Here is a 23077-nt window from a genome sequence, read left to right on the forward strand (position 1 = left end):
GACAAATATAATGCCGTTTGATTAATGTAGAAAGAGAAGGAAGGATTTATTTGAAACGCTGTAAAAACAAAAGAGGCTTATTCTTAATTATTATAAGCCTCTTTTGTGAAGTAAAAGATTAGTCCTGCGCTACACTTGTGTCTTCTGCTTTTGTGGCTTCGTAAAACCTAATAAGTCGCAGGTGGCCCGGGCATTTAGTAATGTCTTTTTTCTTCCATAACTCGCACTCTAAGAATTGAATTTCTAAAAATTTGGGCACGTCTACCACCAATTGATCAGCACTGATCTGTACACGCTCAGGATACGTTCTATTTAATAATGCTTCTTTTAGTTCATCTATACTCATACCCAAAGATATTGTTTCATTTTTGAAAAGGGAAAGGCATCCGTGTATTAGTCCTGCGGATTAAGTGAAATCACTTTTTTTGAGCAAATTAAAGTTAATGGGGAAGGAGAAATAATTGTTATCTTAGCGCCACTGCAGGTATCTGCTAAAAGCATCTATCAGTCAGTCCATCAGTAATATTAGCCATAGCGTGAGTTTAAAATATAAAGCTTTATCCATTTTTGCTTTCTTATCCGTATGTATCAAACTACTCCGAAATAGGCGAATAGATTACAAATGGCACGTAATCAGTAATAATAGGAATATAGACAGTAAATAACTTATGGTAGTTTTGTGTTTTTATTTTTGATATAAAATAGAGATGGATATAAAAGAAATAGCAACGCAGCTGGCGAACCCAGTGGCGCTTAATGATTATATTGAGTACGGTAGTGTAGGGGCGGCTTTGGAGACAATAGATGGAAATATTTATACAGGTATTAGCATCGATACGGCCTGTTCTCTTGGACACTGTGCCGAGCATGGAGCGATTGCCGAGATGTTGAAAAATAGAGAATACCAAATTAAAAGCATAGTGGCTGTCGATCGCTTAGGAAATGCCGTTCCTCCCTGTGGGCGTTGCCGCGAATTAATCGGCCAATTGTCTTTCGAAAATAGGAATACGGTTATAGAAGTGACGAATGGAGTCTTTAGAACACTAGAGGAATTGACTCCTTTTGATTGGAAGGCCAGTGACGGAAGAGTTTGGTAGTATTAATATGAAGAAAATGAATTATAAGAAAGTCAATATCGAAGGTTGGAATAGAAAGGAACATTTTATCGCTTATCGTGATACTGTGAAATGCGGTTTTAGTCTAACAGTCAAGATAGAAATTACACAAGTTCTCTCTTTTATCAAGGAGAAAGGATGTAAGTTTTATCCCACGATGATCTATTTATTGTCCAAAGCTGTAAATAAGCATCAGGAGTTTAGAATGGCCATGAAGGATGAAGAGTTGATTATTTGGGACGAAGTACATCCTATCTATACCGTACTGCATACAGAGTCAGAGACATTTTCAGCGAGGAGCACGCCTTATACTGCTGATTTCAATAGGTTCCTCTACGATTACGCAGAGACGGATGAAAAGTATAAAGGGGATTTAAGGTTTTATCCAAAAGCGCCTCCGGAAAACCATTTTAATGTTTCCGCTTTACCTTGGATAGATTTCGATGGATTTAATCTTAATATCGCTGATTTTACCGATTACTTTGCACCAAGTTTTACCATGGGTAAATATAAAAGGGTAGGAGATGAAATGTTGCTCCCCCTGGCGATACAAGTTCATCATGCAGTGTGTGATGGATTACATGTCGCAAAATTCATTCAGTCTTTGCAAGATTATTGTGATAATATCCATAAGTTATCTTAGTAGGGGGATTCGTACCCATATCTGTTAAAGTGTATTCCTGGATAAGGGATACACTTTTTGTTTATAGGCTTCTTATATCGCCTAGGGAGATGCTATTAAAGCTTGATGCATGCTGACTTGGTAGGATGATTCTGTCTTCCATATGTCGATTAAACGGGTTGAGTGAGTAATAGTTAAAAAAAATCATAAAAAGAAAAAACAATATCATTTTGTAGGTGTTATGTTATTGTAGTTAGTCTATCTACTGGCTTAACTATAAAAAACAATAAAACTGAGATTTAATTAATTTTTTAGACTGAGTTTGGAGTGCACAGAACATATTGCGGTAGTATGTACAGCGTGTCTCCAACTAAGGAATACACTACCAGAATAGGTAAACTATTCTAAAACTCAACTTGGGGAGGTATAGAAGTCGCTTTCGTTACGATAGCGGCTTCTGCCATTTTATATGCTCTATTCTTTGCAGGCACTTTTCCAGCGATGTCGGTCTTACAGTCTTTAGCTAATACTTTTTTTTCTTTTAGGATTGCCCTGCATGATGGTTTGGTAAGAAGCTGTAAATGCAGATAAGCTTTTGTAGCCTACCATTAGCGCAATTTGACTAAGTGTATATTGTTTGGTATCTATTAGTTCTATGCTTTTTAATATCCGGATTAACTGCGTGTACTTTTGAATCGTTATTCCAGTTTCTTGCTTGAATATGCGTTGTAAGCTACGGACAGACATTGTCGCAAGATCCGCAAGGGTAGGTATATCAAGGCTATATCTATAGTTCGTATTGATGTAGTCGCAGACCGGCGTTAATCTCCGGTCTATAGGGATTGGGATTTGTAGAAATTCGTTTTCTTCACAAAAGTAGGGAAGACTGTAGCACATGGCATTTAGGAAAGAGGTGTGCTCGTCTTCCTGTTCTAGACGCTGGTTCCATTTCGCGGCATAGTGAAGCATTTCTTTTAATACTGCTGGTGCTTTAAAAACATGTACTTCGTCATAGAACGGATTTTCAGGTACTGTTTTGAATAATATAAGCATAAGGTTTACCGTTTGGGCATTTGATGTCGTACGATGCTCTCTAGCCGATGGTATCCATATAACATGATTTTGGGGGACAAGATAGATTTGGGTACCGATATGGAAATATTGATATCCTTCTTCTACATAAGTGAGTTGGTATCGTATATGGCTATGCTCATATTTATCATGTTCCCAATTGTTTTCATACCAAATATAAGCATCGGCAGGTATAGCATCTACCCCTAAGTTCTTCCAGTTTGCTATAATTTCGTTATCCATATTGGCGTTTTGTATGTGCTTTTTGGCAAAGTTAATAAAAATGCCATAACTAACTTTGTCCTTGTAATCTGAACAATATCGTTGGATGTTTAAAATTAAGTTATAGAAATGAAAAATAAAGTAAGTCTGCTGTTACTCAGTGTAGCCGTGATTATATTCGTAGGAGGTGGTTTGCGCGCCCCGATAACAGCTGTTAGCCCCGTGTTAAGTGAAATAATAGAAGTTTTGCAACTCAATAATCTGCAAGGAAGTTTATTGACCTCAATCCCACTGATCGTGTTTGCGACCTGTTCCGTACTGGTCAGCAAGCTGGCTGTTAGAGTGAATATCCATTATAGTTTGATTTATTCCCTCATTTTCTTACTTATAGGTCTCTACCTTCGGGTTTATGGTAATGTGCCTATGCTTTTTGTTGGTTCTTTTTTCATCGGATTAGGGATATGTATTGGAAATGTCACTACTCCTGCATACATCAAGAATCTCTTTCCTCAAAAAATAGGTGTAATGACAGGTATATTTTCCGTAGCGATGAATCTGACTGCCGCGACAGCTTCTGGTTTAAGCATTGCCATTGGAACTTGGACTGGAATGGGATGGAGGGGATCTCTAGGGATATGGATATTTTGGGCCTTGTTAGCGTTAGTAGCTGTTGGGGTAGAAACTTTTTTCGGGAAGAAAGAAAAGTCAACGAATAACCGTACTACCACCACCCAACAAACATCTTTTAATGTCTTTCGATCTAAACAAGCCTGGTACATCAGTGTTTTTATGGGATTACAATCTCTTGTGTATTATTGTTTAGTCGCTTTGTTACCTATTGTTTTGATTGACTATGGTATGGCTAAAGAGGAGACAGGTGTTGTTCTTTTGATTATCCAGTTGGCCATGTTGCCCGTTTTATTTATCAGTCCAGTGATTGCGACTAGATTGAAAGACCAACAATGGATGATTTATGCGGTAGGGATATTAATGTTTGTTGGTATCGCTATGTTAATACTGTTGAAAGCACAATTTATTTATTTGGCCTCTGTTTTAATAGGTGTTTCCAGCGGTTTGGCATTCAGTCTTTCTATACTGTTCTTTTCTCTCAAGAGTAAAACGATGGACGGTACCCTTAAGATTTCTGGTAAAGCCCAGTCGGTAGGCTACCTAATTGCGGCTTTTGGTCCACCGATTTTTGGTATGCTACACGATTGGGACAGCTCTTGGCAAAGCTCTTTTTGCTTTCTTCTACTGATGATTGTAATTATGATTGTATTCGGAAGAAAAGCAGCCCAGCCTCGTTTTATTGAAGAACACTAGGTGTTTTTGTCCAGATAGCCTTGAGAAAAGTGCGTTTCGGAGTTTGGGTTATCGAATCTATCACGATTGTATTCTTGGGATTTGTTCTTAGCGATGGTCAGCGACTGCCAGTCCTGATTACGGATCAACTTCCCAATGAATACAATCTGACCGATATGGTAGGGATAATGGCTTAATTGACGGTATATAGCTCCAGATACGGTATGCTCTTGATTCCTAATTTTAACAGGTTGTTCGATATTTGTTGTATTGATACTCTTCAAGGTCTGAAATAACGTGTCCCAAGCGCTGTTCCATTCAGCGATTAGCGGTATCTTTTCATAAGTTCCATCTGCGAATTCATCGTCTCGGTTACGCCAGGGTTTCTCCCCATCTTCGGTAAAAAAATTGGTAAAACGGGATAAAAGATTACCTGTTAGGTGCCGCATAAGCATGGCTACAGAATTACTTTCGGTACTTATTTTCAGATTGAGTTCTTCTTCAGAGAGACGGGATATTGTTTTCTCAGCAATCATGCGATAGTATTCAAATTGTTTAGTTATTCCCTGTAATTCCTGTATAGTCATATCGTTATTGTTTTTATTTGAAATACGGTGTGCTTTATTGAAGTTATTTCTACTGATTGACGAGAAATGGATTGACGTTGCATTGTTAAGAGCAAGCTCGATCTACGGTGTACAGGCTCGGAGCTTGTTGCTGTAAGCTTTTTGCTAGACTACCGATTTGTTTAAGGTCTAATCTGAGTTCTTCTGACCAAGGCAAGCTGATGCAGAGTCGCAAGCAGTTATGAAATTGATCCTGTAGCGTGAAAATCCTTCCCGGCGATAGACTTATTCCTTTTTTTAATGCATAATGGTATAAAGTCTGCGTGTCAATTTCGCCGGGGAGCTCAAGCCACAGCGTTAGTCCACCCTGTGGTCGGCTCACTTTGGTTCCGGCTGGAAAAAAATCTGCAATAGCCTGTGCATAATGCTGGTAGTTTTCTTGTAGGATTTTGCTCAAGCGGCGGAGATGATTGTCATATCTACCTGTCATTAAAAAGTTGGCGATGGCCTCGTTAACGACGGTTACAGAGGATAGCGAATGTACTAATTTTAGCCGTAGTAATTTTTCTTTATACTTACCTGGGGCAACCCAGCCTACCCGATATCCGGGGGCAAGGGTTTTGGATACAGAGCTACACCACAGTACATTTCCTTCCTTGTCAAATGATTTGCAGCACCTGGGCCGCTCCGGGCCAAAGTGAATATCACCGTAGGTATCGTCCTCGATTAGCGGAATTTCATGCTTAGCAAGCAGTTCTACAATTTCTTTTTTGCTAGAGTCAGGCATGCAATAGCCTAGTGGCGTATTAAAATTGGGTACCAAAAGACATACCTTTATTTGAGGGAGTAGCTTTTTCAAAGCTTCTATTTCTATACCATATACCGGATGCGTGGCAACTTCTACCACATGTAGACCGAGGCTGACAGCCAGTTGTAGGATCCCCGGATAGCAGGGACTCTCGAGTGCAATAGTATCGCCTGGTTTGGTCAATGCCATTAGGCATAGCGACAAAGCATTCATACAGCCATTGGTCGTAATAAGGTCGTCTTCCTTAAGATTTCCCTCCCAGGTCAATGAGCGTGCGGCTACCATTCTCCGTAACTTAATATTTCCCTGTAGCGGTTCGTATTCCGATCCACCTTCGCTGAGTCCACGTGTGGCTTGAATTATTTCCTTTTTTAGTTTTGCTAGTGGCAGGAGATTACCAGATGGTACCCCGATTGAAAGTAGGGTGAGGTCTGTACGGCCCATAGTCGAATAGACTTCATTCATCAATTCATCTGGTTCCCGATTCTGTGCAAATGGAATTGGGTTACTTGTCTCTGGTAGAGGAAGCTTAAAAAAGGTTAGGTCACTTACAAAATATCCCGACTGTGGTTTGGGGTGTATCAGTGATTGCCCTTCCAGTTCTAGGAATACCCGCTTAGCCGTATTGATACTTATTCCATGCTGGCTGCTCAGTTTTCGTACCGAAGGTAATTTTTCTCCGGATTTGAGTACCCCCAATTTTATCTTGTTGGCAATATTATTGGTGATTTCGCTATATAGAAAGTCTTTTTTCATATACTGAGTTTTAACGTGCTATGCTGGACGTATCAATCCTCATTAGCTACTCGTAATTAGTATTGTAAAGATAACTGTGTCTATCGAAATATCCAAAACTGTGACTGTGTTTGTTTGTGTTTCTTGTCGATTTTTGTGTCAAAATAAATGAGTATGGCTGAATTATATATAGACAAAGTAAAAAGTAGTACGGCACAGGGCTGGATAAATGGCTTAGTAGGAGTCGTGTTATTTAGTGGTTCGTTGCCAGCGACGCGGTGCGCTGTATTAGAATTTGATCCTGTGTTTGTAACCCTTGCCCGGGCTACTATTGCAGGCGTATTGGCTCTTACAGCTTTGTTGGTGTTCAAGGAGAAGCGACCAACGAAAAAGCAGTTTCTGTCTCTGATTATTGTGGCGTTGGGCGTTGTTGTTGGTTTTCCCTTATTGAGTGCCTTGGCGTTACAACATATTACTTCTGCACATTCTATTGTCTTTTTAGGGGTGTTGCCGGTATCTACTGCTGTATTTGCGATTGTCCGTGGAGGTGAGCGGCCTAAGCCCATATTTTGGTTATTTTCGGCTATCGGCAGTCTACTTGTTGTAGGCTATGCAATAGCACAAGGGGGAGCCGCATCACCTATAGGGGACCTGTTCATGCTTGGGGCGATTGTTCTTTGTGGGCTCGGCTATGCCGAGGGCGGTAAGCTGACGAAATCCCTTGGTGGCTGGCAGGTTATCTCTTGGGCGCTTGTTATCTCACTTCCTATTCTATTGCCTTTATTCTTTATCTATATGCCTGCTTCCTTTGAAAGTGTCAGTATTGCCGCTTGGGGAAGTTTGGCTTACGTTGCTTTATTCAGTATGTTTATAGGGTTTATTTTTTGGTATAATGGACTGGCACAGGGAGGTATCGCCACGGTGGGGCAGCTGCAATTACTTCAACCCTTTCTTGCGCTGGTGTTGGCAGCCTGGTTGCTTCAGGAGACGGTTAGTCTTGGAATGCTAGCAGTAACAGTAGGGGTCATTCTGTGTGTCATTGGTACCAAAAGGTTTGCCAAGTAAGAACTTCTATTCATAGCATGTAATGAAAATAGCATTAGTTGGTTATCAAAAACAAGAGAAGTTTGCACAGGGGGTGCAGACTGATGAAGATACGGATTTATTACTGTTTCTTAAAGGCAAAGGTCTGGATGTGGTCGCGACAGTATGGAATGATCGTAATGTAGATTGGAACAGTTTTAATGTCGCCATTATCAAGTCTCCATGGGACTACCATAATCATTTGTCTGATTTTTTAGCATGGTTGGAGTCTTTAGAGAGCCTGGATATCCGAGTGTTGAATCCGGCAGGGGTGATTCGTTGGAACAGTCATAAAAAATATTTACAGGAAATAGCCTCGAGAGATTTGCCGGTTATCACTTCAAGATATCTACAAAAGGGAGAGGTTTTTAATGAACAATTGTTCAGTGATCTATACACCGATCGTTTAGTATTGAAACCTTGTGTGAGCGCCGGTGCCCAGAACACGATAGCGATAGATAGCACCAATTATGAAAACTACCGCGCTGATATTAATTCATTATTGACTACTGAAGATCTCATTGCCCAACCTTTTGTCGAGGAGATTGAAGAAGGGGAGTGGTCCTTTCTGTTTTTCAATGGTATCTATAGCCACTGTGTTTTGAAAACGCCCAAGTCTGGAGATTTTAGGGTACAGCATTATCACGGTGGTCGGATTAGCTATCCAGATCCTAATCCTATACATGTTGCCGAAGCAAAAAGGTACTTCGATGCAATCGGGCAGCAAATCTTATACGCCCGTGTTGATGGTGTGGTTATAAACGGGGGATTTCGGTTGATGGAGCTTGAGCTGATAGAGCCCTACTTGTTTTTTGATGGAAGGGAGGCTCTTATGGAAAATTATTACAGGGCATTGCTGGCTCTTATCGGTCAGCAATAGTATTTTATATTTGAAATGTGTTTGTTTTCCTATAATATGTGCCATCTTTTTGTTGCTTGATAAGCTAATTTAGTGTTGTCTATAATTTTGGGTTGTTTTCCATTTTTGGAAAACAATCTGTTTTACAATTTCCTCGGCTTCGGTTGTTGATACGTATTTTGACAGCCGGAGCTTTTTTACTCTCTTTTTTGAAAATTTATCGTTTAAGTTCTTTTTTTATCAAGCGTTTTTCTTACTTTAGCGACCTTTTTAATTTTGCACCCAGAAATGTATCAGTAATGAAAAGTCCTGCTTACTTATCTTGGTTTTATTTTATTATATATGAAAAAATCAACAAAAAAAGCAGCCATTGGCTTTATATTCATTACGTTATTGATTGATATTACGGGATGGGGGATTATCATACCTGTGGTACCTAAGTTAATCGAGGAGCTCATTCACAGTGATATCAGCGAAGCTGCTAAATATGGTGGGTGGTTAGGATTTGCCTACGCTTCTACGCAGTTTATTTTTTCTCCAGTGGTTGGTAATCTCAGTGACAAATATGGAAGAAGGCCTATTATCCTGATTTCATTATTCGCTTTTGCTGTTGACTATATCTTTCTGGCCTTGGCGCCTACCATTTCGTGGTTGTTTGTAGGACGTGTTATTGCGGGACTAACTGGAGCAAGTATCTCTACGGCCAGTGCTTATATCGCGGATATCTCGACCGATGAAGATAGAGCCAAGAACTTCGGAATGATTGGAGCAGCATTTGGTTTGGGTTTTATCATTGGTCCTGTTATAGGAGGTGTTTTGGGTGAGTATGGCGCCCGGATTCCTTTTTATGCCGCGGCAGGTCTGTGTATGGTGAATTTTATTTATGGTTATTTTATATTGCCCGAAAGTCTTGATAAAGCAAAACGTAGACCCTTCAGTTGGAAGCGTGCTAATCCAATCGGCTCCTTTAAGTTTTTGGGAAAGCATCCTGAAATATCAGGGTTGATTGTCGCCTTAATCTTGGTTAATATCGGGGCTCATGCGGTACAGAGTAACTGGAGCTTTTTTACGATGTACAAATTCGACTGGACTGAAAGAATGGTGGGTATATCACTCGGTGTCCTAGGTTTGGTTGTCGGTTTAGTCCAAGGTGGTCTGATTCGTTGGACTACGCCTAAGTTTGGAGAGGAGAAGAATATATATTATGGACTGACATTTTATGCCATAGGCTTATTGTTGTTCGCATTTGCGAATAAGGGTTGGATGATGTTTGTGTTTCTTATCCCTTATTGCCTTGGCGGAATTTGTGGGCCAGCACTTCAGTCCGTGATTTCTAAGAACGTACCATCTAATGAACAGGGAGAGTTGCAGGGAGCTTTGACTAGTTTAGTGAGTGCTACATCGATTATAGGCCCTCCGATGATGACAAATCTATTTTATTATTTTACCCATGAAGAAGCTCCCTTTCAATTTTCTGGAGCACCTTTCTTCTTAGGGTTTATCCTTATGGCTATAAGTGTCGTGATGGTTTATTTTGCTTTTCAACGGAACAGAGATAAACAGCTGAAAAATCAGCGTTAATTAGAATTTATACTAGAAAAGGCCCGGTGATCCCGGGCCTTTTTATTGTGTTTACCATTTTGGATAGGCTATGTCGCACGATTGGTACAAGGGATAAGATAGAATGGATAAAGTCACTAACGTATGCATTTATTCAGTTTTTTTAAGAGGGGAACCTATAGTTGCAGACTTTTTTTTAAATAAATCACTGTTAAAATGCAGGATAGATTTTGTGGTTGAATATGTTTTTTATATCATTGTGTACGTAAACGTTTTGATTAAAGCTAAATTTTGCCTGCATGAGTAAGCTGTTGTTAGAAAATGGTATCCTGGTTTTTGCCGATTTGATTCTAGAAAAGGGATACCTCTATATTGAGGATAGAAAGATTGTTCACTTGGGACAGGGGACTCTTGATGTCAGTGAAGATGTGTGTCGTATTGACCTGAAAGGGAAGTATATTTCGCCAGGCTTTATTGATATGCACGTGCATGGCGGTGGGGGTTCTGATTTTATGGATGGTACGGTAGAGGCATTTTTAAAAGTCTCTGAGACGCATGTCCGTTATGGTACCACGGCAATGTGTCCCACCACCCTTACTGCAGAGAAAGACCATATCTATACCGTAATGGATGTCTACAAGGAGGCTTTGCCAAAAAATACGAAAGGTGCGTCCTGGTTAGGCTTGCATTTAGAAGGGCCTTACCTGTCAATGGGACAGCGAGGAGCGCAGGATCCTAAGTACATCCGTAATCCCGATGAAAAAGAGTACCAGGATATATTGGGTTATTCCGACCATATTGTACGATGGAGTGCTGCTCCGGAATTGCCAGGTGCATTGCCTTTTGCAAGTTACCTTCAATCTAAGGGAGTGATTCCTGCTTTAGCACATAGTGATGCCTTGTTTGAAGAGGTTTTAGAGGGATTTAAGGGAGGCTTTCGGTTAGCTACTCACTTTTATTCTGCCATGTCGACTATTGTCCGCAAAGACGCAAAGCGTTATGCCGGAGTCATTGAAGCGGGGTATTATCTCGATGATATGGATGTAGAGATTATCGCTGATGGTGTTCATGTGCCTTCCTCGTTGATGAAACTCATCTATAAAATTAAAGGATCGGAGCATATAGCCTTGGTAACCGATGCGATGCGTGCCGCCGCGATGCCAGAAGGACCTAGCGTATTGGGAAGACTCGCAGACGGATTACCCGTTATCGTTGAAGAGGGCGTAGCTAAATTGCCCGATCGCTCAGCCTTCGCTGGAAGCGTTGCGACAGCGAACCAATTGGTTAAAAATTACATGCATCTGGCTGATGTTACGCTTACTGAAGCCGTACGGATGATAACGGAGACTCCTGCTCGCATTTTGGGGGTCAGTGATACCAAAGGTAGCTTGCAGCGAGGCAAAGATGCTGATGTCGTTGTTTTTGATAGAGATCTGGAGGTATATATGACCATCGTAGAGGGACAGGTAAGGTATGAACGTACTGCGTCAGTCTAAGAAATTGAAGTAAAATGAATATTGGAATTTACTTATTCCGATAAAAAGCTATAGATATGAAGAAGTATATATTAAGTGCTGTTTTATTCCTTTTTGTACAATTGTGCACATTGCATGCACAGGTGCCGGGGGATTTTGCTATTCGCGGATTTCATCTAGATCTTCGCGTACAGGTGATGAAGATGCCTGCTCTAAAGAAGTTTGCCAAACAACTCCATGATGGTGGTATCAATACACTGATTATGGAATGGGAAGCCACTTATCCTTTTGAGAATCACCCATTGATACCGAATCAATTTGCCTATACCCGAGATGAGGTAAAAGAATTTGTGACTTATTGTGAGGGGCTGGGAATAGACGTTATTCCACTACAGCAGAGTTTTGGTCATGTCGAATACATCTTGCGAAATTACCGCTATAAGGAATTGAGAGAGGATCAGAAAGACTATTCTCAGATTAATCCCCTTCGAGAAGAGTTGGCCAGAGCTCTTTTTACAGACCTTTATAAGGATATGATTAGTACGCACGATTCCGAGTATATCCATATTGGGGGAGATGAAACTTACCTATTGGGACATTCGAAAGAATCTCAAGCAAAAGTTGCGGCAGTAGGAAAGGGACGATTGTATGGAGATTATATTAAATTACTCTGTGAGATTGTCGTGGGGCTGGGCAAGAAACCTGTTCTGTGGGCAGACATTGCGATGAAATATCCCGATGCTTTGCAGGGAATTCCCAAAGAGACGGTATTTATTGATTGGAATTATGGATGGGATGTCGATATGTTTGGCAAACATAGTAACCTACTGAATTCGGGCTATGAAATCTGGGGTGCTCCTTCGCTTCGCAGTCATCCCGATAATTATTTCTTAACGCAATGGGAGAAGCATTTTAAGAATATAAGAGATTTTATCCCACAGGCTCGAGAGTTTGGTTACAAAGGAATCATAATGACATCTTGGTCTACATCGGGCCTATATGGAATTACCTGGGAGAGCCCTAAGGACATTGTCGAGCTCTATCCGATAAGACGTGTGTACCCACTTTCAGGTTTTAATATTTTAATAGAGGCTTATTTTGAGTCGTTACGTTCACGCAAAGCATTGGATATAGATACCTTTGTGGCCAACTATGCAAAGAAACACTACGGTTTTGGAGGAAGTGATGCGGCGAAATTCTGGAATGCTTTGAAAGCAAATCCTTATGAGATTAATCAGGGAGTGGTGAGTACTGCTTCCGTTTCTGTAAAAACGATGAAAGATAGTGCCGAGTGGGTATTACGGGAGTTTAAACAGCTCAAACCGAAGAGGAATAAAGACGAATACGAACACTATGTACTTATGTCGCAGATCAGATTGCGCTATCTGACATATATGGAGGTAGAGGCGCGCCTGAATAGTCTAGACTTTAGCCCTAATGAGTTGCCAGAAATGAAGCAGGTTATTGCGACATTACGTCTCGAAAATCTAGACGAGGCATTCGCTAAACTGAATAACGATTGGATGTATAATGCCGAAATACAACAAGAAAATGAGCTCAGAGAGAGCAAGATAAAACTATTAGAGGCTCGTCTTAATAGATTGGGTACACTAGAATAGATATTAAGTTCTGATGGGGGTCAGTATAATCCCACTGTGATAACTAAGTCTCGAAAATAAGGGGTGAAAGAGTGACGAATTTTAAAAAATAGTAAGGATGAAAATAAAACTCTTATTGATAGTTGCCTGTCTTATCTGGCAGGTAAAAGATAGCAACGCGCAGACAGCGGTACAATCACCGCTTAGCATCAGCTGGCAGCCTTTGTTGAATAATTATGATGGCAAAGAGCAAGCTTTATCGGAATTGATTATCCGCAATATTAGTGATAAGCCATTTCCGTGGCAAGGATGGAAGTTGTATTTTAACTTTATAAGATTGGCTGAGCCTGTTGACAATCAGCAACCTTTGGATGTACATCATATTAATGGAGATTACTTTTACTTTGAACCCAATATAAAAGGTAAGGTGTTGGCGCCAGGAGAAGAATTAAAGTACACGATGATTTCCAAATCATGGGTTGTCAATTTTAACGATGCTCCTCAAGGCTTTTACCTGGATTTGGGGGATGGGCAGTTACAGCCACTTCCGGGGGTCAAAATGCTCCTCCCTAAAGATGAAAAAGCATTTTATAGAGTTGGAGGCGATAGGGAAATGAATGCGGCGATGATCTATGAGAAAAATGAGCATTATCAGGGCGCGAAGCGACTGGATGGGGTTAATATCCTACCTACTCCGGTTTCTGTTGAGCAGGGGAAAGGTAGTTACGTGCTTAGTAAGAACGTAGACATCAGCCATGCGCCCCGTTTTAAAGCTGAAGGTGAACTATTGGTAGAAGAGCTAGAGCGTATGTTTGGTTTATCCTGCCGCATATCTTCTGCGCCAAACGCAAGGAAAGAAGGGATCCAATTGGTTGAAGACAAATCATTAGATAGCGAAGCATATAAGTTGTCTGTTACAAAAAGTGGTGTAAAACTCTCTGCTGGTAGCGGTGCAGGGATGTTTTACGCGATTCAGTCTTTAAAATTATTGGTAGATCCTACATTTTATGACCCCAAGAATACGAAGCAAATTACCTTGCCTTTTGTTCAGGTTTCCGATAAGCCTCGTTTTGGCAGCAGAAGTTTAATGTTGGATGTCGCGCGAAATTTTCAGACAAAAGAGCAGATCTATAAAATGCTCGATATGATGGCACTTTACAAGTTGAATACCCTGCATTTTCACTTGAATGATGATGAAGGCTGGCGTTTAGAGATCCCCTCTATCCCTGAGCTTACAGAGGTTGGTTCGCGCAGAGGGCACTGGGAGGCAGGCAAAGAGAATGACTGGTTGCCACCGTCTTATGGTTCAGGCCCTTTCTTAGATAATCCACGGGCTAGTGGCTACTATACAGCACAGGATTTTATGGATATTCTTAAGTATGCACAGCGCAGACATATACAGGTTATTCCCGAGGTGGAGACGCCTGGGCATGCTCGTGCCGCTATACAGGCCATGAATGTACGTTACCGTCGATTAATGGCGCAAGGTAAAGAGCAGGAAGCATCGAAATACCTATTGCAGTCGGCCGGAGATTCATCCGTCTATAGGTCTGTTCAGAAATGGAATGATAACGTAATGGATGTGTCGCTCCTTTCGGTTTATACATTTTTGGAGCAGGTGACAGACGATATTATAGGGATGTACAAGCAAGCAGGCGTCGAACTGAAGACCGTACATTTTGGTGGAGACGAGGTGCCGAACGGGGTATGGGAACATTCTCCTGCCTTTGCAAAATTCAAGAAGGAAAATCCTGCGATCAAAGAGACGGCAGATCTTTGGGTGCGTCATTTCGATATTCTATATAAGATGTTGAAAAAAAGAGATATACTTTTATCTGGCTGGGAAGAGGTCGGTATGGAAAAAGTTGTGGCAGATGGAAAGAAGAAATGGATTCCATTTGTTGGATTGCAGGATAGTAATGTTCATTTAAATGTGTGGAACAACCTTGGTGGAAATGAAGATTTGGCCTATCGTCTAGCAAATGCAGGTTATAAGGTGAAGCTTTCTTTTGTGAGTAACTTCTATATGGATATGGCGTATTACAAGCGTTTTAGTGAGCAAGGCTTTTACTGGGGTGGTTTTATAGATTTAGAGAAGCCCTTTAGTTTTATTCCGTACGATTATCTGCACAATCAAAAGCAAGATTGGCTGGGAAGAACATTGCCTGATCGTGTGTTGAGCGTGGCAGAGAAATTGACGGAAAAGGGGAAGCAGAATATTGTAGGGCTACAAGCATTGCTTTGGTCTGAGACTATTAAAGACGAAGAGCAAATGGAGCGCATGATATTTCCACGCTTGTTGGCCTTTAGTGAGCGGGCTTGGGCACAAGCAGGAGCTTGGGAAACCGAAACTGTTAGTAACGGTTCGAGCTATCAGGATGCTTTGAAAAAGTTTTTTGCTGTCGTCGGACTACAAGAGTTACAACGTTTACCTTTTCTGTATGGAGGTGTTACATTTAGAATACCTACGCCGGGCGTAAAAGAAATCAACGGTAAGATTTATGTTAATATGGAGCTTCCTGGTTTTGAGGTGCGTTATGCATCGGATGGCAATACTCCGGATAGGAATAGCACATTGTATACAGGAGCTATCCCATACAAAAGTAATTTAGTGTTTAAAGCATTTAATAAACATGGAGATTCCAGTCTTCCGATAAGCCTAGATGGCGAGTCCGCCAAGTAGTAGGTCGGAAATATAATCATAATAAGAAAGCCCCATTTAGGGGCTTTCTTTTAGTATAATAATCTGGTTGTTTAGTTTTGCTTCCGGTCAGAAGAACCTCTGACGATTAGTTTTGTTTTGATGATGACCTCCTGATAGTCTAACACCTGCATTTCTTTGTCTTCTATTTGTTGGATCAGTATTTTGGCTGCCACTAGTCCCATTTCATAAGCGCTGTCATCGATGGTCGATATCTGCGGTTCTAGGATAGAAGAGATCGGATAATTACTAAAGCCGATGATAGCCGCCTTTTCAGGAATTGCGATACCGTTATTCCGAAATACCTTTAATGTCGCCGCCGCCGTATAGTCATTGGCACATACAATTCCGTCAGGTATTGATGTGTTTAGGAGCAGTGCTTCTGCCGCCTCTTTACCTTCTTCGTAGGTCAGATTCTTCGTTTCCTTGACAAATTGCTCCTGAAAGGGGAGCTTATATTGCTCCAGTGCCTTTTTAAAACCTGTTAGTCTCGATTTGAAAATATCTACATTTTGATTCCCCGCGATGTGTGCCAGATTTTTACAACCTTGTTGTATTAAATGAACTGTTGCATTATAAGAGGCTTCGAAATCGTTAATAATAACTTTACTAGCCTTTAGTTGTTCACTGGTTCTGTCGTATAGAACTAGAGGGATATTCGATTTTCCGAGTTTTTTGAGGTGCTCATATCGTTTTGTTTCCAGCCCCGGACAGATGATGACTCCTGCTGCAAGTGAATTTTCGAGCATTTGCACGATTTCTGTTTCCTTAATATAAGAGTCATGCGACTGGAATATTGTAATCTGATACCCCTGCTTATAGGCGTATTCTTCTATACCACTGATTACTTTAGAGTGAAAATCGATGTCTATACGCGGACATATCACACCGATAGACTTTGTTTTTTTACTCCGGAAGCTAGACGCAATAGGATCGAGCGAAAAGCCCATTTCCTTGACCTTGTCGTTGACTATTTTTTTTGTGCTTTCACTGATTGCCGGGTGGTTGGATAGCACACGGGATATAGTGGCGGCAGAAAGATTGAGTGCTTTAGCAATATCCTTGATGGTGATGCGTGCTTCCTTTTTTTTCATTTATGTATACTTACTGGTCTCTATAAGACTGATAATTTCATTATCTGCTAATTAGCAGTTCGGTTTGTTTGGAATGGATTTTTAGTTCTTTTGTTGTTCTAGCAAAAGCCTGTATAATCCACCATAAACTTAAAATATAAATTGACCGAAGTTAATTCAAATTTTTATAAAAACAAATAAACTACGCTTCTTGTTTTGTGCAATTGTTTGCATAGGTTATTTTGTTGTTTAACATTACAAACGATTGTTTTGTTTATTTTTTAATGCAAATGTTTGCATGATTTTTGTTTTTTGTCTACCTTGGCTCCGATAAACAACAGATGATATAAACTCAAAATCTGCATTATGATATTTACTGCTTACCATCGTAAATTTAAATGGAGTGCAAATGCGTTTTCCCTTACATTTTTGTTTTTTGCTTTGCTTTTGGTTATTCCAGAAGGTGCGTTTGCACAGCAGAAACGAATCTCAGGTAAGGTGATAGATGCTGGCACGAAAAAGGCAATACCTGGAGTGAGTGTGAAGCTCGCCGGGCAAGCTGCCGGAGCAAGTACCGATGACCAAGGTGCTTTCGTTTTAAACGATCTGTCCCAAGGGCAGTCAGTGGTGTTCTCTTTCTTGGGGTACACCAGTCAGACCCTCAAGATCGACGCACGTTCAACTTATTTGATTGAGCTAACTAGTCTCGCTACAGAGATTGAAGAAACTGTAGTCGTGGGGTACGGCCGTCAGAAGAAAAGAAACTTAACCGGTTCTGTAGTGTCCGTGGGCTCTGCAGAGATTGAAAAGACAACACAACAAGATCCTATTTCAATTTTGCAAGGAAGGGCCGCCGGGGTACAGGTCTCCTCCAATTCTGGAGCGCCAGGAGGGGAGATGACGATCCGTGTACGCGGTAACTCTTCGCTTAACTCCGGGAATAATCCCTTGTTTGTAGTAGACGGTATTCCGATTGAATCTAATTCAATTTCTGCCTTAAATGGTACTGAGGGATCAGGCTTAAATCCTTTAGCTGATATCAATCCAAATGATATCGCTTCAATGGAGATTTTGAAAGATGCGGCGTCTACAGCTATCTACGGATCGAGAGCGGCCAATGGTGTCGTTATGATTACCACCAAACGTGGGGCCGCCGGCAAACCTGAAGTTCTTCTTAATGCAACCACAGGTGTAAGTACGCTTACGAGAAAACTAAGCGTCTTGAATTCACAGCAGTATCGCGAAGCGGTATTGGATTCCTATAATGCATTGCCTAATCCCGAAGAACCTTACTACACCATTATTGATTCATTGAATCCAATGAATAATGGGGATGTCGATTGGCAAGATGCATTGATGCGTTCTGCAAAGCAGTACAAAGTAGATTTGTCTGTACGTGGTGGTAATGAAGGTACTAAGTACGCTTGGAGTTCATCTTACCTGGATCAAGACGGGGTGATTTTAAACTCGAATTACAAACGCTTTACATCGAGACTAAATGTTGATTTTAATATTTCGGACCGTGTACGTATCGGGCAGAGTGTCTCGTATACCAATGCGGTAAATAACCGCACCAATGCGGGGGGCTCGGGTAATTTAAGTATTATCCGTAGTCTATTGGTCAGACCTCCCAATATGTCTATGTATCTGCCTGATGGGTCCATCAATGGGTATATGATCGGACAGCGAAATCCAGTCGGTATGGCCTTGTATGCGACTAATCTTAACAAAAGTAATCGCATCATCGGTAGTCAATACCTCGAGATTGACATTCTGAAAGATTTGAAGTTCAGGAGTAACGTCAATCTAGATTACATTGCCATGAAAGAAGATGAGTTTATGCCTTCTATATTGGATTATAGAGAAGGGTATAACACTGGAGCTGTTCGTACATCTGGCAATCTGACTTGGGGCAACGAGAGTTACTTCACCTATAATAAGAGCATTGCTAATGCCCATAATATCGGTGCAGTAGCCGGTATGAGTTTTCAGAGATGGCGATATGACCGCACTGGACTGAATGGTTCTTACTTTGCCAGTGACGATATCCGAACCCTAAATGGTGCCTCTGTTATATCCGGGCAAGACGTAAATGTAGCTTCTGAGCACGCGATGCGTTCCTACTTCGGACGATTGACCTATGACTACGTTGGCAAATACCTATTGGAATTTAACTTACGTGCCGATGGTTCGTCTCGCTTTGGAAGTGATAAGCGTTTCGGTTTTTTCCCATCTGCATCCGCGGGATGGCGCTTCGTGGAGGAGAATGGAGTTAAAGACCTAAGCTGGCTCAGTGATGGTAAGTTGCGCTTTAGTTTAGGTAGCACCGGTAATGAGGCTATTGGTGATTACACTTCGCAGGGAGAGTTTACACTAGGGATGAACTACCTTGATTTTTCAGGAGCGGCGCCTACCGTAATGCCTAATGCAAGCCTTACCTGGGAGACTACTCATCAATACAACCTTGGGTTGGAGTTAGGCTTTTTGAATAACCGTATTTTGTTCTCCACAGATGCTTATTTGAAAAAGACAAAAGATCTACTGTATAATGTTCCGCTTCCAAGCACAACCGGATTCGAGTACGTAACGAGAAATGTTGGCTCTATTGAGAATAAAGGACTCGAGTTCAGTTTGCAAACCCGTAATCTACAGGGGCCATTCACTTGGAGTACCAATGTCAACCTTAGTTTGAACCGTAACAAAGTGACTTCACTTCCAGAAGATGTATTGACCAATGGTTACATTCAAAACGGAGCTTTCCACATACTACAGGTCGGCAAACCTATCGGTGTATTCTATGGCTGGCAGTTTGATGGTGTATATGCACGTGACGCGGATAATGTCAATGGGCTTACCCATGGTGCCAACGGACCTAAGTTCGTCGGAGGTGATCCAATCTGGAGAGATCTGAATGGTGACGGTATTATCAACGAAGATGATAGACAGATTATCGGGTATGCTGAGCCGAAATATTTTGGAGGTATCTCCAATGACTTCAGTTATAAAAACTTCCACCTTAATGTGTTCTTTCAATACTCTGTAGGCAACGAAATATACAGTGAGCTCAATCACCAGCGTAATTCTATCGTTAGGTACAACAACCTTTCTACAGACGCCCTGTCGAGATGGCGTCAACAAGGAGATGTGACCGACTTTCCTCGATTGATTCGTGATGATCCGAAGCAATCTGACAGTAGAGTGCAGAGTAGATGGGTAGAAGATGGTTCGTACATCAAGTTAAAGAACGTGAACCTAAGATACTCTTTGAATCCAGACTGGGTAAAACGTATTGGTCTACGTAAAGTTGATGCCTTTGTAACTGGTACAAATTTGATTACCTGGACAAAATACACAGGCTTTGATCCGGACGTAAATTCCTATTCAGGACTTCGTGTAGGTCTCGACGAAGGAGCGTATCCACAGGCCCGTACCTTCATGTTTGGTTTAACACTTGGACTTTAATTTGTTACTCATGAAAAGAACGTTTAAATATATATTTGGTAGTGCTTTGATGCTACTAATGATTTCTTGTTCGGATTTGGATAAAGAACCGATCAGTAATTTTTCTGGACAGGGATTTTACAAAAAACCTAGCGATGCTCAAGCTGGCGTCACCGGCATATACAATAGTATGCAGTCCACCTTCCGTTTGAATTTCGCTTATTGGGGGGAGGGGCGAGCAGATAACGTGACGACCAAGCATTCTGGTGATCCGTTGGCCTTACAAACCAATGCGTTGACACCGATTATCACTTCAGCGCGCTGGGATAATTTCTATACGTTGATATCCCGCGCCAATTATGCCATAAAATATACACCGGGAGTTTTTGGCGAGGGCGAGAGCCAATTGAAAAATGAGCTTTTGGGACAAGCGCATGGCCTACGTGCTATTGCCTATTTTTACCTAACCCGTATCTGGGGGGATGTACCATTGGTTACAGAACCTTATGAAAGCGTCGATCAGAATGTATTCGTAGATAAAAACAGTGCCCAAGAGGTGTTGGCCAAAGTCGAAGAAGATCTGTTATTTGCAGCAGAAAATAGCTCGAAAAGCTATTCTGGCGCCAAGAATCGTGTCATATTCACGAAAGGCACAGCGTACGCGTTCCTAACGCAACTGTACATGTGGCAAAAGAAATACGATAAAGCTATTGAGATGGCTGATAAGGTGATGAGTGATTCGCAGTACTCCTTAGTCGCTATGAATGATTGGAACGATATCTTCGTCAAAGGTGTAAGTACCGAGAGTATTTTCGAAGTCGGGTATAACGAGGTCCAGACCAATGCGCTACGTATTCTATATGCACTTGGCTCAGATAGTGACTATGTACCGAGCGCTAGATTCATAGCATCGATCGAAACCGGTGACTTACGTAAGCCACGTATTTATGATGTGACCGAGGCTCAGCCACGTAAGATATGGAAGTTTTTTGGACAGGGCTTTAAAGATGAAAGTCCGGAGCCATCATCCAATAACATTGTATTGACAAGGCTTGCAGATATCATCCTGTTAAAGGCTGAGGCTCATGCTAATCTAAACCAGCCTACCGAGGCGTTAGATTTGCTCAACCGTATCCGTAGACGCGCTGGCCTTGCGGTATTGGACGAGGCAGCTGCTATCAGTCAGTATAAAAGTGTTGCAGACGCTATATTGCACGAGCGCTCGGTCGAACTTTGTTTTGAAGGACATCGTTGGTTTGACCTTGTACGTACCGGTAAAGCTATTTCAACGATGAAGCCTATCAATGGACTGTCCAACGAGGGTAATCTGTTGTGGCCGCTGCATGAAAGCATCAGGTTAAGAAATCCAAATTTGAAACAAAACGAGTTTTATAACTAAGCATATGAGAAAGATAAAATATACAATTACGAGTTTCCTGATGGGAATAAGTATGTTGGTCTCCTTATTTAGTTGCGAAATCCAAGAGAGCTTTGACTATGACCATACCCCTGATAATAGCAAGCTGAATATGTCGGCTATGGCGTATATTAAAAGCAACGATTCACTGTCGCTGCTCAATGAGGCTATCGAACGGACTCAATTTCAGACGATGTATGAGGAAGGGGGAAGAAGAACGTTTATTGCTCCAAACAATCAAGCTTTCAGGACCTACCTTAAGGAAAACGGCTATAGTTCGATTGCGGCGATTCCACTTCCTATTTTGAAGAATGTATTACGTTATCATACGGTAAAGGCTGAAGTCAATTTTAATAATCCCGACCTGGCACCGAGTAATAGACCTATAGCTTATGATACGGAGAATGGGCAGATCATGTATCTGTCCCATAGCAGTACTTATGTCGGTCTTATCAATGAGGGAACCAACAGACAGTGGCAGATTCGTACGTCCAATCTGGTACCGAACAACAGTGTGATGCACGTTGTGAATTTCGTCGTGTTTTATTCTGCTCCGACAGGAGATGCGAATGCTGAAAACCCTAATTTAGTCCGGGATACCATTTTTGTGAAGCAAGATGCCTTTGTAAATGGTGGTGCTGAGTCTAATAAAAACTTTGGGTTGGAGCCCTTGCTGAAAACAAAAAATGTAACCGACAATGGAGATTACGATCGTAAGACCTTCCTGATGTTCGATTACAATGACTTTAAGAAAGACGGTGTAGTCACCGACCTTCGATTAGAGTTGGCTGTAAGTTTTACGGCGGCTAAGGGGGTAGACCTTAATCTATTCGAAACTCCGAGTACCGATTGGAAAGAAGCATCGCTCAACTTTAACAATGCAGTATTTCCGACGACGCCACGTATTGCCTCTATCAGAACAAGCAAGATCAGCATCTTTAAGTTTGACCTCACCGATTACTATAAAGCAGCAAATCCAACAGGATTGAAATCGTATATGGTCGATGGGCAGGCAAAATCTGATGAGACCGACGAGTTTGGATCTAAAGAACATGCAACCCTAGCTACACCGATGCTGATTGCTACATTGGCTAGTGGTAATAGTCAGCTTGTGCTGGAAGGTAAGAACGATTTTGAAGTCGAGAACGGCGGTATGTATGTCCTATCCAATGAGAACTTACTTGTCAGCGGTGCTTCGGCTGGAGATATCATCTATACGGTCGAAGAGTTAACAGCTTTTGGCTGGTTGATCAAAGGCGCTGAGGTCCTGAAAAAAGGAAGCCGCTTTACGCAACTTGATCTTGATTTGAAGAATATGGTCTTTATTCATGACGGTCAGACTGTGGGAGCCGGCGCTTTGGTGTTGACTGCTAGAGATAAAGCCGGAGCTGTATTAGAGAATCTTAAAATCAATATCACCGCAAAATAG

17 protein-coding genes are annotated in these 23077 nt (G+C 41.5%); 12 read left to right on the top strand and 5 right to left on the bottom strand.

From position 1 onward, the window contains the following. Nucleotides 1–118: 118 nt before the first annotated feature. The gene (locus JKG64_RS02180) at nucleotides 119–346 is read right to left on the bottom strand and encodes a DUF6965 family protein (RefSeq protein WP_210352705.1); all 228 of its coding nucleotides are present in this window, start codon (nucleotides 344–346) and stop codon (nucleotides 119–121) included. A 361-nt stretch (nucleotides 347–707) separates the two neighbouring features. Here JKG64_RS02180 and JKG64_RS02185 point away from each other — a divergent pair, with 361 nt between their 5' ends. After that, entirely contained in the window at nucleotides 708–1097 is a 390-nt protein-coding gene (locus JKG64_RS02185) for a cytidine deaminase family protein (RefSeq protein WP_210352706.1), read from the top strand. A gap of 16 nt (nucleotides 1098–1113) precedes the next feature. Next, the gene (catA, locus tag JKG64_RS02190; RefSeq protein ID WP_210352707.1) at nucleotides 1114–1758 is read left to right on the top strand and encodes a type A chloramphenicol O-acetyltransferase; all 645 of its coding nucleotides are present in this window, start codon (nucleotides 1114–1116) and stop codon (nucleotides 1756–1758) included. 498 nt (nucleotides 1759–2256) lie between these two features. Here catA and JKG64_RS02195 read toward each other — a convergent pair whose 3' ends face one another. Next, the gene (locus JKG64_RS02195) at nucleotides 2257–3051 is read right to left on the bottom strand and encodes a helix-turn-helix domain-containing protein (RefSeq protein ID WP_210352708.1); all 795 of its coding nucleotides are present in this window, start codon (nucleotides 3049–3051) and stop codon (nucleotides 2257–2259) included. A 108-nt stretch (nucleotides 3052–3159) separates the two neighbouring features. Between JKG64_RS02195 and JKG64_RS02200 the strand changes: the two genes are divergently transcribed. After that, nucleotides 3160–4353, top strand: coding sequence for a CynX/NimT family MFS transporter (locus JKG64_RS02200; protein ID WP_210352709.1), 1194 nt, complete (start codon nucleotides 3160–3162; stop codon nucleotides 4351–4353). Here JKG64_RS02200 and JKG64_RS02205 read toward each other — a convergent pair. Next, nucleotides 4350–4919: a DUF1572 family protein gene (locus JKG64_RS02205; protein ID WP_210352710.1), complete on the bottom strand. Its 570-nt coding sequence runs from the start codon at nucleotides 4917–4919 to the stop codon at nucleotides 4350–4352. The genes JKG64_RS02200 and JKG64_RS02205 overlap by 4 nt on opposite strands. A gap of 85 nt (nucleotides 4920–5004) precedes the next feature. After that, nucleotides 5005–6462, bottom strand: coding sequence for an aminotransferase-like domain-containing protein (locus JKG64_RS02210; RefSeq protein WP_210352711.1), 1458 nt, complete (start codon nucleotides 6460–6462; stop codon nucleotides 5005–5007). Nucleotides 6463–6615: 153 nt separating this feature from the next. Between JKG64_RS02210 and JKG64_RS02215 the strand changes: the two genes are divergently transcribed. From JKG64_RS02215 to JKG64_RS02240, 6 genes are all read left to right on the top strand, one after another. Next, a complete protein-coding gene (locus JKG64_RS02215; protein ID WP_246512459.1) occupies nucleotides 6616–7506 on the top strand; it encodes a DMT family transporter in 891 nt (296 codons plus the stop codon). 22 nt (nucleotides 7507–7528) lie between these two features. After that, nucleotides 7529–8404 carry an ATP-grasp domain-containing protein gene (locus JKG64_RS02220; RefSeq protein WP_210352712.1) on the top strand — a complete coding sequence of 292 codons (876 nt, stop codon included), beginning with the start codon at nucleotides 7529–7531 and terminating at the stop codon, nucleotides 8402–8404. Between the two features lie 321 nt (nucleotides 8405–8725). Further along, nucleotides 8726–9964 carry a TCR/Tet family MFS transporter gene (locus JKG64_RS02225; protein WP_210352713.1) on the top strand — a complete coding sequence of 413 codons (1239 nt, stop codon included), beginning with the start codon at nucleotides 8726–8728 and terminating at the stop codon, nucleotides 9962–9964. A gap of 278 nt (nucleotides 9965–10242) precedes the next feature. Next, on the top strand, nucleotides 10243–11439 hold the full coding sequence (gene nagA, locus JKG64_RS02230) for an N-acetylglucosamine-6-phosphate deacetylase (RefSeq protein WP_210352714.1): 1197 nt from the start codon (nucleotides 10243–10245) through the stop codon (nucleotides 11437–11439). A 56-nt stretch (nucleotides 11440–11495) separates the two neighbouring features. Further along, nucleotides 11496–13037, top strand: a complete 1542-nt coding sequence (locus tag JKG64_RS02235) for a beta-N-acetylhexosaminidase (protein WP_210352715.1) — start codon at nucleotides 11496–11498, stop codon at nucleotides 13035–13037. Between the two features lie 97 nt (nucleotides 13038–13134). Then, nucleotides 13135–15699 (top strand): family 20 glycosylhydrolase, encoded by a 2565-nt coding sequence (locus JKG64_RS02240; protein ID WP_210352716.1) that lies wholly within the window; start codon nucleotides 13135–13137, stop codon nucleotides 15697–15699. A gap of 71 nt (nucleotides 15700–15770) precedes the next feature. Here JKG64_RS02240 and JKG64_RS02245 read toward each other — a convergent pair whose 3' ends face one another. Then, nucleotides 15771–16811, bottom strand: a complete 1041-nt coding sequence (locus JKG64_RS02245; protein WP_210352717.1) for a LacI family DNA-binding transcriptional regulator — start codon at nucleotides 16809–16811, stop codon at nucleotides 15771–15773. 345 nt (nucleotides 16812–17156) lie between these two features. On the opposite strand from JKG64_RS02245, the gene JKG64_RS02250 reads away from it, so the two are divergent. Genes JKG64_RS02250 through JKG64_RS02260 form a run of 3 tightly spaced genes read left to right on the top strand, consistent with a single transcriptional unit; the run spans nucleotide 17157 to nucleotide 23077 of the window. After that, nucleotides 17157–20252 (top strand): SusC/RagA family TonB-linked outer membrane protein, encoded by a 3096-nt coding sequence (locus tag JKG64_RS02250; RefSeq protein ID WP_210352718.1) that lies wholly within the window; start codon nucleotides 17157–17159, stop codon nucleotides 20250–20252. Nucleotides 20253–20262: 10 nt separating this feature from the next. Continuing rightward, entirely contained in the window at nucleotides 20263–21630 is a 1368-nt protein-coding gene (locus JKG64_RS02255; RefSeq protein WP_210352719.1) for a RagB/SusD family nutrient uptake outer membrane protein, read from the top strand. 4 nt (nucleotides 21631–21634) lie between these two features. Beyond that, nucleotides 21635–23077 (top strand): CBM96 family carbohydrate-binding protein, encoded by a 1443-nt coding sequence (locus tag JKG64_RS02260; RefSeq protein ID WP_210352720.1) that lies wholly within the window; start codon nucleotides 21635–21637, stop codon nucleotides 23075–23077.

The sequence above is a fragment of the Sphingobacterium tabacisoli genome (assembly GCF_017908035.1).
Lineage (GTDB): Bacteria > Bacteroidota > Bacteroidia > Sphingobacteriales > Sphingobacteriaceae > Sphingobacterium > Sphingobacterium tabacisoli.

What these genes read in the sequence shown, in the direction of transcription:
- JKG64_RS02180 (WP_210352705.1), bottom strand. Translation starts at nt 346, where the DNA reads ATGAGTATAGATGAACTAAAAGAAGCATTATTAAATAGAACGTATCCT.
- JKG64_RS02185 (WP_210352706.1), top strand. Translation starts at nt 708, where the DNA reads ATGGATATAAAAGAAATAGCAACGCAGCTGGCGAACCCAGTGGCGCTT.
- catA (WP_210352707.1), top strand. Translation starts at nt 1,114, where the DNA reads ATGAATTATAAGAAAGTCAATATCGAAGGTTGGAATAGAAAGGAACAT.
- JKG64_RS02195 (WP_210352708.1), bottom strand. Translation starts at nt 3,051, where the DNA reads ATGGATAACGAAATTATAGCAAACTGGAAGAACTTAGGGGTAGATGCT.
- JKG64_RS02200 (WP_210352709.1), top strand. Translation starts at nt 3,160, where the DNA reads ATGAAAAATAAAGTAAGTCTGCTGTTACTCAGTGTAGCCGTGATTATA.
- JKG64_RS02205 (WP_210352710.1), bottom strand. Translation starts at nt 4,919, where the DNA reads ATGACTATACAGGAATTACAGGGAATAACTAAACAATTTGAATACTAT.
- JKG64_RS02210 (WP_210352711.1), bottom strand. Translation starts at nt 6,462, where the DNA reads ATGAAAAAAGACTTTCTATATAGCGAAATCACCAATAATATTGCCAAC.
- JKG64_RS02215 (WP_246512459.1), top strand. Translation starts at nt 6,616, where the DNA reads ATGGCTGAATTATATATAGACAAAGTAAAAAGTAGTACGGCACAGGGC.
- JKG64_RS02220 (WP_210352712.1), top strand. Translation starts at nt 7,529, where the DNA reads ATGAAAATAGCATTAGTTGGTTATCAAAAACAAGAGAAGTTTGCACAG.
- JKG64_RS02225 (WP_210352713.1), top strand. Translation starts at nt 8,726, where the DNA reads ATGAAAAAATCAACAAAAAAAGCAGCCATTGGCTTTATATTCATTACG.
- nagA (WP_210352714.1), top strand. Translation starts at nt 10,243, where the DNA reads ATGAGTAAGCTGTTGTTAGAAAATGGTATCCTGGTTTTTGCCGATTTG.
- JKG64_RS02235 (WP_210352715.1), top strand. Translation starts at nt 11,496, where the DNA reads ATGAAGAAGTATATATTAAGTGCTGTTTTATTCCTTTTTGTACAATTG.
- JKG64_RS02240 (WP_210352716.1), top strand. Translation starts at nt 13,135, where the DNA reads ATGAAAATAAAACTCTTATTGATAGTTGCCTGTCTTATCTGGCAGGTA.
- JKG64_RS02245 (WP_210352717.1), bottom strand. Translation starts at nt 16,811, where the DNA reads ATGAAAAAAAAGGAAGCACGCATCACCATCAAGGATATTGCTAAAGCA.
- JKG64_RS02250 (WP_210352718.1), top strand. Translation starts at nt 17,157, where the DNA reads ATGATATTTACTGCTTACCATCGTAAATTTAAATGGAGTGCAAATGCG.
- JKG64_RS02255 (WP_210352719.1), top strand. Translation starts at nt 20,263, where the DNA reads ATGAAAAGAACGTTTAAATATATATTTGGTAGTGCTTTGATGCTACTA.
- JKG64_RS02260 (WP_210352720.1), top strand. Translation starts at nt 21,635, where the DNA reads ATGAGAAAGATAAAATATACAATTACGAGTTTCCTGATGGGAATAAGT.